This is a genomic window from Brevibacterium yomogidense (assembly GCF_900163715.1).
GTDB classification, from domain to species: domain Bacteria; phylum Actinomycetota; class Actinomycetes; order Actinomycetales; family Brevibacteriaceae; genus Brevibacterium; species Brevibacterium yomogidense_A.
In genome coordinates, this window is sequence record NZ_FWFF01000019.1 from 58,820 (window position 1) to 71,054 (window position 12,235).

9 protein-coding genes are annotated in these 12,235 nt (G+C 69.0%); 6 read left to right on the top strand and 3 right to left on the bottom strand.

Features of this window, described 5'->3' with window-relative positions:
* Positions 1–13 precede the first annotated feature (13 nt).
* From typA to FM105_RS11995, 3 genes are all read left to right on the top strand, one after another.
* Positions 14–1,924, top strand: coding sequence for a translational GTPase TypA (gene typA, locus FM105_RS11985; protein WP_087008564.1), 1,911 nt, complete (start codon positions 14–16; stop codon positions 1,922–1,924).
* A 19-nt stretch (positions 1,925–1,943) separates the two neighbouring features.
* Entirely contained in the window at positions 1,944–3,518 is a 1,575-nt protein-coding gene (locus FM105_RS11990; protein WP_087008566.1) for a PIG-L family deacetylase, read from the top strand.
* Between the two features lie 129 nt (positions 3,519–3,647).
* Positions 3,648–5,363: a VanW family protein gene (locus FM105_RS11995; protein WP_087008568.1), complete on the top strand. Its 1,716-nt coding sequence runs from the start codon at positions 3,648–3,650 to the stop codon at positions 5,361–5,363.
* Between the two features lie 2 nt (positions 5,364–5,365).
* Here the strand turns inward: FM105_RS11995 and FM105_RS12000 are convergent, their stop codons facing one another.
* On the bottom strand, positions 5,366–6,415 hold the full coding sequence (locus FM105_RS12000; RefSeq protein ID WP_087008570.1) for a GNAT family N-acetyltransferase: 1,050 nt from the start codon (positions 6,413–6,415) through the stop codon (positions 5,366–5,368).
* A gap of 111 nt (positions 6,416–6,526) precedes the next feature.
* Here FM105_RS12000 and fdxA point away from each other — a divergent pair, with 111 nt between their 5' ends.
* The 3 genes from fdxA to FM105_RS12015 all read left to right on the top strand — a co-directional run bounded on the left by fdxA (position 6,527) and on the right by FM105_RS12015 (position 9,421).
* Entirely contained in the window at positions 6,527–6,850 is a 324-nt protein-coding gene (fdxA, locus tag FM105_RS12005) for a ferredoxin (RefSeq protein ID WP_087008710.1), read from the top strand.
* A gap of 10 nt (positions 6,851–6,860) precedes the next feature.
* Complete coding sequence (gene dapC, locus FM105_RS12010) at positions 6,861–7,994, top strand: succinyldiaminopimelate transaminase (protein ID WP_087008572.1); 1,134 nt, start codon at positions 6,861–6,863, stop codon at positions 7,992–7,994.
* A 140-nt stretch (positions 7,995–8,134) separates the two neighbouring features.
* Complete coding sequence (locus tag FM105_RS12015; RefSeq protein ID WP_087008574.1) at positions 8,135–9,421, top strand: citrate synthase; 1,287 nt, start codon at positions 8,135–8,137, stop codon at positions 9,419–9,421.
* Positions 9,422–9,679: 258 nt separating this feature from the next.
* On the opposite strand, the gene FM105_RS12020 is transcribed toward FM105_RS12015, so the two are convergent.
* A complete protein-coding gene (locus tag FM105_RS12020; protein ID WP_256970376.1) occupies positions 9,680–11,041 on the bottom strand; it encodes a DUF418 domain-containing protein in 1,362 nt (453 codons plus the stop codon).
* A 228-nt stretch (positions 11,042–11,269) separates the two neighbouring features.
* Positions 11,270–12,214 (bottom strand): 2,3,4,5-tetrahydropyridine-2,6-dicarboxylate N-succinyltransferase, encoded by a 945-nt coding sequence (gene dapD, locus FM105_RS12025; protein WP_087008577.1) that lies wholly within the window; start codon positions 12,212–12,214, stop codon positions 11,270–11,272.
* Positions 12,215–12,235 lie beyond the last annotated feature (21 nt).

Here is a 12,235-nt window from a genome sequence, read left to right on the forward strand (position 1 = left end):
CGAAAGCGAGCTTATGACGCTACACTCCTCCCGCCGTTCCGACCGCCGCAACGTCGCCATCGTCGCGCACGTCGACCACGGCAAGACGACTCTGGTCAACGCGATGCTCACTCAGGCCGGCGTGTTCGGCGATCACGGTGACGTCGTCGACCGCGTCATGGACTCCGGCGATCTGGAGAAGGAGAAGGGGATCACGATCCTCGCGAAGAACACCTCCATCTCCTATGCCGGCCCGTCGACGGACGAACCGATCATCATCAACGTCATCGACACCCCCGGCCACGCCGACTTCGGCGGCGAGGTGGAGCGCGGACTGTCGATGGTCGACGGTGTCGTCCTGCTCGTCGATTCCTCCGAGGGCCCCCTCCCGCAGACCCGCTTCGTGCTCCGCAAGGCGCTGGCGGCCCAGAAGCCGGTGATCCTCGTCGTCAACAAGACGGATCGCCCCGACGCCCGCATCGAGTACGTGCTCGACGAGGCGCAGGACCTGCTGCTGGGCCTGGCCTCCGACCTCGCGGAAGAGGTCGAGGGCTTCGACGCGGACGTCGTCCTCGACGTGCCGGTCGTCTACGCCGCCGCGAAGGCGGGACGGGCCTCGCTCGAACGCCCCGCAGACGGCTCCGTCCCGGACAGCGAGGACCTCGAGCCCCTCTTCAAGACGATCCTCGAGCACATCCCCGCTCCGGCGTACAACGACGACGGCGTGCTCCAGGCACACGTCACGAACCTCGACGCGTCCCCGTTCCTGGGCCGCCTCGCCCTGCTGCGCATCTACGGCGGCACCCTGCACAAGGGCCAGCAGGTCGCCTGGGTGCACTCGGACGGGCAGACCACCACCGCCAAGGTCTCGGAGCTGCTGGAGACCAAGGGGCTGGAGCGCGTCCCGGCGACCCAGGCCTCGGCGGGCGACATCGTCGCGATCGCCGGCATCCCGGAGATCAGCATCGGCGACACGATCACGGACATCGACGATCCCCGCCCCATGCCGGGCATCACGATCGACGACCCGGCGATCTCGATGACGATCGGCATCAACACCTCCCCGCTCGCCGGCCGTGAGAAGGGCACGAAGGTCACCGCCCGTCAGGTGAAGGACCGCCTGGACCAGGAGCTGGTCGGCAACGTCTCGCTGCAGGTGCTGCCCACGGAGCGCCCCGACTCGTGGGAGGTCCAGGGCCGCGGCGAGCTCGCGCTGGCGATCCTCGTCGAGCAGATGCGCCGCGAGGGCTTCGAGCTCACCGTCGGCAAGCCGCAGGTCGTCACCCGCATGGTCGACGGCAAGGTGCACGAGCCGATGGAGCACATGACCATCGACGTGCCGGAGGAGCACCTGGGCGCCGTCACGCAGCTCATGGCCTCCCGCAAGGGGGCCATGGAGACGATGGCGAACCACGGCACCGGCTGGGTCCGGATGGAGTTCAAGGTGCCGGCGCGCGGCCTCATCGGCTTCCGCACGCGCTTCCTCACGGAGACGCGCGGCACCGGCATCGCCAACTCGCTGTCTGCGGGCACGGCACCGTGGGCCGGCTCGATCGAGTTCCGCACCGCCGGATCGCTCGTGGCCGACCGTCCGGGCGTCGTCACGCCGTTCGCGATGATCAACCTGCAGGAGCGCGGCTCGTTCTTCGTCCAGCCCACCTCCGAGGTGTACGAGGGCCAGATCGTCGGGGAGAACTCCCGCTCCGACGACATGGACGTCAACATCACGAAGGAGAAGAAGCTCACGAACATGCGTGCCGCTTCGTCCGACACCTTCGAGAACCTCGTCCCGCCGCGCACCCTCACACTGGAGGAGAGCCTCGAGTTCGCCAACCAGGACGAGTGCGTCGAGGTCACCCCGAGCACGGTGCGCATCCGCAAGGTCATCCTGGACCAGAAGGAACGCCAGAAGTCCCAGTCGCGCATGCGCAAGAACGATTCCTGAGGAGACGTCCGACAACCCGATGGAAGCCACTGTCCTCTTCGTCCATGCCCATCCCGATGACGAATCGATCGCGACCGGGGGGACGCTAGCCCACCTGGTGCGCGCGGGCGCCCGGGTCGTCGTCCTCACGGCGACCCGGGGCGAGGGCGGCGAGGTGATCGGCGAGCAGCTCGCCCACCTCGCCGGCGACAGGCAGGGCCTGGCCGCTCATCGCGAAGGCGAGCTCGCCGCCGCGATGCGGGCCGTCGGGGTCACGGACCATCGCTTCCTCGGCAGCACCGATCCCGAGGCGCGGGCCGGCTTCCCGGCCCGCCGCTTCGAGGATTCCGGCATGGTCTGGGGCGAGGACGGGCACGCCCACGCCCCGGCCACCATGCCGGACGCGGCACTCTGCGCCGCGGACCCGGACGACGTGGCCCGCCGGATCGCCGCCGTCGTCGTGGAGCTGGATCCCCACCTCGTGATCACCTACGGCGCGGACGGCGGCTACGGCCACCCCGACCATCGCCGCTGCCACGACGCGAGCGTGAAGGCCCTGCGGCTGGGCGGCGAGGAGCGATCCGTGCGGACCCGCCTGCTCACGCTCGCGAACCCGCCCGAGGCCGTCGCCCGCACCTTCGATGCGCAGGCGCCCGGCTTCGACCTGACCGGTTTCGCACCCGCCGAGGCCCCCTCCACCATCGCGGACGACGTCCCCGTCGCCGTGGCCCAGGACGTCGAGGACGACCTGGGCGCCAAAGCGATGGCGATGGCCGCGCACGCCACCCAGGTCACCGTCGCGGGCGAGTTCTTCGCACTGTCGAACGGGATCGGCCAGCGGATCGGGACGACCGAATACTTCGCGCTGTCCGACTTCGGCCGCAGCGCGGATGCACCCGCACGCGCCCTGCCGGACGGCACCGTCGAGGATGTGCTCCTCCTGGCTCCCGAACGGCCCGCCGGTCACTCCGGATCGGGCATGGCCGTCGGGGGACCTGCCGGTGAGGACGGCGGCTACGGCTGGGGGAGCGCGGCAGCGGCCTCGGGTGCGGCGGCCGCAGGAGTCGGGACGGCTGCAGGGGCCGGGACAGTCGCGGCAGCGGCCGATGCCGGATCTGCGGGAGTCGGGACGGCCTCGGCGGGGGCATCCGGTGCCCCCGTGCAGGGGGAGAGGCGGCGGGATCGTCGGCGCAGCGCGGACGCGAGCTGGCCCGCGACGCTGGGCGGCTGCCTCCACGCGCTGATCGTGGGACTCGTCGTCGGCGTCCTGGGATCCTTCCAGCACCTCAACGCGTTCGTCGTCACGATCGCGGGCGCACCCGTCATCGTGCCGTGGGGGCTGGCGCTCGCGCTGCTGCTCACGATCCTCGCGCTGTGGCACGTGTCCGCGCTCTATCGCAGCACGATCGTCACGGTGGTGCTCGCCGCGGTCGTCTCCGCACTCGCGTTCGCCTTCGCCCAGCCGCAGCTGTGGCCCGGTGAGGACCTCATCGTGACCGGATCGCTGCGATCCCTCGTGTGGCTGTTCGCGCCGATGGTGCTGGCGGCCGTCATCGTGTTCCTGGTCCCGTCGCGGGCGGCGCAGAAGGCGGAGCAGAAGACGTCGCAGTCATAACCTTCGCGTTGCATTGTGGGTGCGGACTGTGGTCGGGAGCCGGTGGTGTCCGTAGCCTGTAGTACATTTCCTCGTGATCCTGGACGGACCTGATTCCGTCGTACCACCGGGAAGGGCTGGGTGCGTCGTATGGCAGAAGTGAGCACGAAGGACCGGAAGAAGCCGTGGACACTCATCATCGTGTCCGCGGTCGTCTTCGTGCTCGCAGCGGCCTACGTCGTGGTCGCCGCGATCCAGTCCACATCGACCCCGTCCGGGGCGACCTCGATGGGGGTCGACATCGGCGGGATGTCCCGTGAGGATGCCGCGGCGACACTGACCGATGGCGTCGGGGATCGGCTCGCGGAGCCCGTCGGCGTGGTCGCCGGGGAATCGACCGCGGAGTTCGACCCGGAGGACGCCGGACTGGGCGTCGACATCGAGGCGACGGTCGATTCGGCCGTCGGCTTCTCCCTGGACCCCCGTGTCATGTGGCACCGGGCGTTCGGCGAGGAGGACATCGATCCGGTCCTCACGATCGAGGATGCGGCACTCGCCCCCATCGTCGAGGAGACCGCGGCGGATCTGTCGCAGAAGCCCGTCGACGCGCAGCTCGGATACGACGAAGACGGTGCCGCCGTCGTGACGGAGGGCGAGAACGGCACCGTCGTGGAAGCCAGCGTGCTGCGGTCCGCGATCGAGGACCAGTGGCTGCGCAGCGACGACGGCGTGATCGTCGATCCTGCGGACAAGGAGCCGCGCATCACGACCGATGACGCGAAGCAGGTGCGCACCGACCTCGCGGAGCCCGCGGTGTCGGACGACGTCACCGTGAGCGCTGAGGAGCCGGAGGGCGATACCCACGACCTCACGGTGTCCCCGGAGACGATCGCTCAGACGCTCACATTCGACGGTGAGGACGGCACTCTGCGGCCGGTCTTCGACGGTGAGGCCCTGCGTGAGGCGGTCTTCGACGAGAACCCGGACGTGGGGGCCTCCCCGAAGGACGCGAGCTTCGAGGTGGACGGTGATGACCTGACGGTCGTCCCCGCGGAATCCGGGCTGAGCGTCGATGAGGAGGAGTTCGTCGACGTCATCACCACGGCGATGACGGAGGAGACGGCTGAGGACCGCACGGGCTCGATCGACATGGAGGAGGTCGAACCGGAGTTCACGACCGAGGATGCGGAGGACGCGGACTTCTCCGACACGGTGTCGGACTTCTCCACGTCGTACTCGTCGGAGCCTGCGAGGGACACGAACCTGCGGGTCTCCACAGAGGCGGTGAGCGGCACCGTGGTGCTGCCGGGAGAGCAGTTCTCCCTCAACGAGACACTGGGGCAGCGCACCGCCGCGAACGGGTACGAGCAGGCGGGCGTCATCTCCGAGGGGCAGATGACGAAGGACTTCGGCGGTGGGATCTCACAGGTGTCGACCACCCTGTTCAACGCGGCGTTCTTCGCGGGCTTCGACCTCGATGAGCATCAGGCGCACTCCCGGTACATCGACCGCTACCCGGAGGGTCGGGAGACGACGCTCGACTGGTCCTCGATCGACCTGAAGTTCACCAATAACTCGGACACTCCGGTGATCCTCGACATGGGCCTGTCCGACGGCGAGGTCCACGCCCGCGTGCTCGGCGAGAAGACGGTGGATGTCGAAGCAGATGCCTCCGGACGCTTCGCCCAGACCTCGCCCGGCACCGTGCGGGAATCGGGATCCGACTGCACCCCGCAGTCGCCGAAGCCGGGCTGGTCGATCACCATCTATCGGACGATCAAGGACGCCGCCAGCGGGTCCGTCGTCTCCGAGGACGACTTCACGACGACGTATCGGCCCGTCAACCGGGTGATCTGCGAGGGCTGAGCTCAGCGGCGGGCGAACCAGGCGCGCTGCGCGACTGCCGCCCCCAGCGATTCGAAGAGTGCGATGGAGGCGGTGTTGTCCGACTCGACCTCCGCCAGGAACGATCGCACTCCACGACCGGCCGCCGTCGCGATGGCGGCGCGGACGATCGCGCGACCGGCACCTCGGCGGCGGAGCGCGGGCTGCGTGACGAGGTTCGTCACGACGGCCCAGCGGCTGACCTCGACGAGCCGGCAGGCGCTCACGGGGGAGCGGGAGCCGTCGGGGTGGTGCGCCCAGGCCGTGAGGAACTGCACCTGCTCGGCGGAGGTCAGCAGGCGGCGGAACGCCTCGTGTCCCTCATGGTCAGCGGGGTAGCCGAGTGCGGCGAGATAGTCCGCTGACGGTGAGTCCGAGACCTCGATGGTGAGGCCCGGCAGAGCGGCGTCGGCGGCCCGCGTGGCGCCGGCCGCGGCCTCGCGCGTCGCTCCGGCGAGCAGGAGGGTCGGCGGCATGGCCTCGTAGCCGCGCTCCCGCAGCAGCGGCCCCAGTTCTGCGCACGCGGGAGTCAGCGCGGAGGAGGCGTCGGCCGAATAGATCTGGACCATGGGGCGGGCGTCGCGCGACGTGTACCAGTTCTCCACGGCGTCCAGGGCCTGCGCGGCGGGCATCCCCGGATCGTCCAGCGGCAGCGTCGAGTTCGCCCTCTTCGACGGGGCCGCGGGCTCGGAGCGCAGCAGCCAGCCGGTCTGCACGAAGTCCGTGGCCCCCTCGGCTTCCGCACGGACGTTGTCGCTGTGCAGCCACGTGCTCTCCGGCGGCAACCATGCGGCCGCGGAGATCCGGCGGAGGTCCACCGCGGACACGACCTCGTGGGGCAGACCGGTGCGCACGGGCGCAGGCGGGACCTCGTGCGCCAGCAGGATCGCGTCCCGCTGGACCACCGTGGAGCCGCGCTTCGTCCGCACCGTGACGGTGTCGTCCGTCACATCCTCGACGGTCCCCAGTGCATCCGTCGCGCTCTCGCCGTCGCGATACCGGAGGACGACGCGGATACCGGGGCGCAGCTGCATGTGTGACCTCTGCTTCGTTCGGGCGGTCGGGGCGACCGGGGGCGGGACCTTCCCACTCTAAGGGGAGTACCCTGGAGGCGGAGTTGATCCTCAGCCCTAGGAGAAATGACAGTGACGTACGTCATCGCGCAGCCGTGTGTGGACCTCAAGGACAAGGCGTGCATTGACGAATGCCCGGTGGACTGCATCTATGAGGGCGAACGCAGCCTCTACATCCACCCGGACGAATGTGTGGACTGCGGCGCGTGCGAACCGGTCTGCCCGGTCGAAGCGATCTACTACGAGGACGATGTCCCCGAGGAATGGGCGGAGTACTACAACGCCAACGTCGACTTCTTCGACGACCTCGGCTCGCCGGGCGGTGCCGCGAAGCTCGGCAACACCGGCACGGACCACCCGCTGATCGCCGCGCTGCCCCCGCAGTCGCACGACTGAGCCCGCAGACATGACCGCTGACTTCGGCTCATTCGGCCTTGCCCTGCCCGGTTACCCGTGGGACAGCCTCACGCCCTACCGGGAGACCGCTGCCACGCACCCCGGCGGCGTCTGCGATCTGTCGATCGGGACGCCGGTGGATCCCACCCCGGAGGTCGTGCGTCGAGCACTCGCCGATGCCGCTGACTGGCCCGGGTACCCGACCACCGTCGGCACCGATGCGCTGCGTGAGTCGATCGCCTCGTGGTACCTCCGCGTGTTCGCCGCGACCGTGGACCCGGCCACCGAGGTCCTGCCGCTGGTCGGGTCGAAGGAGGCCGTCGCCTGGCTGCCCACCCTGCTGGGCCTGCGCGGTCTCGGACTGGCGGTGGCGCATCCCGCTGCCGCCTACCCGACGTACGCGATGGGTGCGACGCTCGCCCAGGTCGACTCCCGGGTGCTCGATGTCGATGATGTCCTGGCAGGCGCCTCGCTGGACGGCGTGGGCCTGCTCTGGATCAATTCGCCCGGCAATCCGACCGGCAGGGTGCTCGATGCGGACACGCTGCGAGCGGTCGTGTCGATCGCGCGCGACGCGGGCGTGATCGTGGCCTCCGACGAGTGCTACGCCCGACTCGGATGGGAGGGCGCGGACACCGCCCCCGGCATCCTCGATCCCCGTGTCGTCGGCGACGATCACACCGGTGTGCTCTCCGTGTACTCGCTGTCCAAGCAGTCGAACCTCGCGGGGTACCGTGCGGCGTTCCTCGCGGGCGACGCGGATCTGGTGGCGAACCTCACGACGTCCCGCAAGCATGCGGGGATGATCGTGCCCGGTCCCGTGCAGGCCGCGATGATCGCAGCGCTGGACGACGAGGACCACGTGGCGGCGCAGAAGGAGCTCTACCGCGCCCGGCGCGACGTGCTGCGTCCGGCGGTCGAGGCGTTCGGTGCCCGGATCGACCATTCGGAGGCCGGGCTCTACCTCTGGGTGACGCGCGATGAGGACTGCTGGGAGACGATCGGCGCACTGGCCGATCTGGGGATCATCGCGGGTCCCGGTGCCTTCTACGGCGATGCCGGCGCCCGTCACGTGCGGATCGCGCTCACAGCCTCGGACGAGGCGATCCAGGCGGCCGCAGCCCGGCTGTGCGACGCCGCCTGAGCGCGTTTTCAGCCCCCTCGCGGGCGTATTGTACATGGTGAGATAGGGATTTCATCTGCCGTACACAGTTCGGCTAGTCTGCATGGGACTTTGAAAGCATTCACAGCCACCGCTGAACTCTGAAGACGAGAGGTGCCCGCATGACGAAGGATGCAGTGCTTCGCACTGGCGACCACGAGCTGGAACTCGACCTCGTCGAATCCGCTGAGGGGAACGAGGGCCTCCGCATCGGCAACCTCCTCAAGGAGACCGGGCAGGTCACGTATGATCCGGGCTTCGCGAACACGGCTTCGCTGTCGTCGGCCATCACCTACATCGACGGTGACGAGGGAATCCTCCGCTACCGCGGGTACGACATCGCGGAGCTGACGGAGAAGTCCACGTTCGTCGAGGTGTCCTATCTGCTGATCTACGGTGAGCTGCCCACGCCGCAGCAGCTGGCGGAGTTCGACGGGCGTCTGCGCGAGCACACGCTCCTGCACGAAGACATGCGCCGCTTCTTCCAGGCCTTCCCGTACGACGCGCATCCCATGCCGATGGTGTCGTCTGCGATCGCCGCGATGTCGACGTTCTACCAGGACAGCCTCTCGATCACCGATGAGGCGCAGATCGACATCTCCACCGCACGTCTGCTGGCGAAGATGCCGACGATCGCAGCGTTCGCCCACCGCCACGCGGAGGGTGTCCCGGTCGTGTTCCCGGACAACAACCTGGGGCTCGTGGAGAACTTCCTCCGCGTGAACTTCGGGTTCCCGTCCGAGAAGTACGAGGTCGATCCGCTCGCCCTCAAGGCGCTGGATCAGCTGTTCATCCTGCACGCGGACCACGAGCAGAACTGCTCGACGTCCACGGTCCGCCTGGTCGGTTCGTCGCAGGCGAACATGTACCAGTCGATCTCCGCAGGGATCCACGCCCTCGCCGGTCCGCTGCACGGCGGCGCGAACTCCGCGGTGCTGGAGATGCTGGAGGAGATCCAGGCATCGGACGACGGACCGAAGAAGTTCATGGAGCGGGTGAAGAACAAGGAGGACGGAGTCCGTCTCATGGGCTTCGGTCACCGCGTCTACAAGAACTACGACCCGCGTGCCACGATCATCAAGAAGACGGCCGACGAGGTGCTGGAGAAGCTGGGCGGCAACGACGAGATGCTGCAGCTGGCGAAGGACCTCGAGGAGATCGCGCTCGCGGACGACTACTTCGTCGAGCGCAAGCTCTACCCGAACGTCGACTTCTACACGGGCCTCATCTACAAGGCCCTGGGCTTCCCGACGAACATGTTCACCGTGCTGTTCGCCGTGGGCCGTCTGCCCGGCTGGATCGCGCAGTGGCGCGAGGGCGTGAAGGATGCGGAGACGAGGATCGGCCGCCCGCGCCAGATCTACACCGGTGCACCGCAGCGTCTCTACACCCCGGCAGAGGACCGCTGAAGTGGAGGCCTCTTCGTCGCTGAGCCTCTGAGCCACCGAGCCTCTGAAACCTCACATGAGGCATCCCCTCGAGTGAGTGCAAACCGGCCCCTTCCATGCGTGGATGGGGCCGGTTTGCACTCACTCGTCGTCGTTGGGGGTGTTCAGTGGGCCGCCGGGATGCGGCTGGGGTCGAGGCGCCGGGCCGACACGCCCTGACCCTCACCTCGGTCCCCTTCCTCACCTCGGTCCCCTGCCTCACCTCGGTGAGCACCGCCTTCACCTCGCCGGGTCGTCCCTGCCGTAGGTGAGGCGGCGCAGCAGGACCTCGGCGGGGCCGCGCCTGTTCTGCGCGTCGAGAACGATGGCGAGCACGAGCGACAGGATCCACACCGCGACCGCGATCGCGAACGCACCGGTCGTGCCGATGTGCTGCCCGAGCCCGAATCCCCATGCGGTCAGCAGCGGAGCGAAGACGACGGACTGCAGCAGGTAGAAGCTCAGCGAGCGGCGTCCGATGCCCGCGACGGCGCGTCCGATCACCCCGGGCGCAGAGCCGATCCGCAGGGCGAGCAGACCGAACAGCGCCGCATAGCCGATGCCGCCTGCCACACCCGTGACCGCGTTCACTCCGCTGAAGGCCCACGCGATCATCTCCGGCAGCGGGAGGACTCCCGCAAACACGAGCGCATCCGGCAGCGCGCCCACCGCACCGATGAGGATGCCCCACACCGCGATCCGCGCAAGTGTCCTTCTGTGGTCGGCGGGTGCCTCGAGCAGTCCGCGCCGAGCCGCGAGCCAGCCCAGCACGATCGCCAGCGGGAACGTGAGCATGAGCAGCGTGGCAGGTGTCGAGACGAGCCACATGCCACCCCGTGCCAGGGCCGCAAGGACATAGTTGGACTGACCGGAGAACGCATCTGTCAGCGATCCGCTCTGCGCCGCCATGGACGCTGTGATCTCGTCCTTCACCTCCGACGGCAGGAGAAGCATGAGCGCGGCCATCGCGCCTGCCAGCAGTGCGAACAGTGCGAGCAGACCCGCGAAGACCCACGACACGATCTTCAGCGTCCGATCGGTGCGCCTGAAGAAGATCCCGCCGAGCACCAGTCCCGCGAGCCCGTACGCGCCCAGCACGTCCCCGTTGAAGAGCAGCAGCGCGTGCACGAAGCCGAACACGATCAGCCAGATGTGCCGGCGTACGAGCATCCGTCCGATCGACTGGTCCGGGGTCCCTCGCCCTGCACGCGACCGTGCGAACTGGACCATCCCGTAGCCGAACAGGAACGCGAACATCGGATAGATCCGACCGTCCACGAAGATGAGCGACAGCGTCGCGAGCACCGTGTCGACCGGGCCGCCGTCGGTCGGGTGCGCAGAGGACAGCCCCGTCGGGTGGCCCCACAGGTGCCACGACACGTTCGCGATCGCGATGAGCAGCAGCATGAACCCGCGTGCGATGTCCGGCGCGAGCGCCCGCGGCAGCGGAGCGGACCCGGGCTGAGCTTCGGGGAGCTGGTGCGGGTGCTGATGCTGGTGCTGGTGCGGGTGCTGGGCCCGAGCCTGGGCGTGCGGGTGCTGTGCCTGACCCTCAGGGTTCCGGTGCGGGGGAGGAGGAATGGGCGGCGGGGCGGTGCTCATGGCTCTCGCAGACGTATGGAGGATGCGGATGATGGGACACGTCCGAGGACGTCGCTGCAGGAGGACCCCGGACAGAGGAGAAGGTGGGTCCGTGACGGACCCACCTTCTCATTCACCGGTTGCCGACGAGCCTCACCCTCAACCCAGACTGAGCTGTCAACCCGGGCCGAGCCGTCAGCCCAGACTGAACACTCACCCCAGACCTAACCCTCACCCCAACCCGAACCCTCAGTGCAGGTCGGGGTTGAGCTCGATGCCCTTGTCCGTGCGAGCGTGGGCTTCGACGCCGCCGCTGCGGCCGTTGCGGCGCAGCAGCACGCCGTTCGAACCGGACAGCTCGATCGCCTTCACGACGCGGTCCTCGGCCACGATCGACACGGGGGTGCCGGCGGTGACGTAGAGGCCCGCCTCGACGATGCAGTTGTCGCCCAGGGAGATGCCGATGCCGGAGTTCGCCCCCAGCAGGGTCCCCGCGCCGACCGTGATCTTGAGCGCGTTGCCGCCGGACAGCGTGCCCATGATGGAGGCGCCGCCGCCCACGTCCGTCCCGTCGCCCACGACGACGCCCTGCGAGATGCGTCCCTCGATCATCGCGCTGCCCAGCGTGCCCGCGTTGAAGTTCACGAAGCCCTCGTGCATCACGACGGTGCCCTCGGCCAGGTGCGCACCCAGGCGCACGCGGTCCGCGTCGCCGATCCGCACACCGGACGGCACGACGAAGTCGGTCATGCGGGGGAACTTGTCCACGCCGTACACGGCGACCTGACCGTACTTCGCGGTGAGCTTCGCCCGCACGAGGTCGAAGCCCTCGACCGCGCACGCACCGGCGGACGTCCAGACCACGTTGTTGAGCGAGCCGAACAGGCCGTCGAGGTTCTGCGTGTTCGGCGCGACCAGGCGGTGCGAGAGCGCGTGGAGGCGCAGGTAGCCGTCAGCGGCATCCGCCGGCGGGACGTCCAGGTCGATGACCGTCGTGACGACGTCCGCGGTGGTCCCGCGCAGGTCATCGGCACCGGCGAGCGATTCTAAGACGGCGGAGTCGAACGCGGCCTTCGCCGCCGCCTCGGCGTCGTCCGGGGTGTCCCGGAGGACGGGGGCGGGGTACCAGACGGAGAGGACGGTGCTGTCGTGTGCTGTGCGCAGGCCCACGCCTGCTGCGAATCGTGCTGTCATGAGGCCCAGCCTACCGGTCTC

Excerpts from the sequence above, each read along its gene's own strand:
- FM105_RS11990 (WP_087008566.1), top strand. The coding sequence starts at position 1,944 with ATGGAAGCCACTGTCCTCTTCGTCCATGCCCATCCCGATGACGAATCG.
- FM105_RS12020 (WP_256970376.1), bottom strand. The coding sequence starts at position 11,041 with ATGAGCACCGCCCCGCCGCCCATTCCTCCTCCCCCGCACCGGAACCCT.
- FM105_RS11995 (WP_087008568.1), top strand. The coding sequence starts at position 3,648 with ATGGCAGAAGTGAGCACGAAGGACCGGAAGAAGCCGTGGACACTCATC.
- typA (WP_087008564.1), top strand. The coding sequence starts at position 14 with ATGACGCTACACTCCTCCCGCCGTTCCGACCGCCGCAACGTCGCCATC.
- FM105_RS12015 (WP_087008574.1), top strand. The coding sequence starts at position 8,135 with ATGACGAAGGATGCAGTGCTTCGCACTGGCGACCACGAGCTGGAACTC.
- dapD (WP_087008577.1), bottom strand. The coding sequence starts at position 12,214 with ATGACAGCACGATTCGCAGCAGGCGTGGGCCTGCGCACAGCACACGAC.
- FM105_RS12000 (WP_087008570.1), bottom strand. The coding sequence starts at position 6,415 with ATGCAGCTGCGCCCCGGTATCCGCGTCGTCCTCCGGTATCGCGACGGC.
- dapC (WP_087008572.1), top strand. The coding sequence starts at position 6,861 with ATGACCGCTGACTTCGGCTCATTCGGCCTTGCCCTGCCCGGTTACCCG.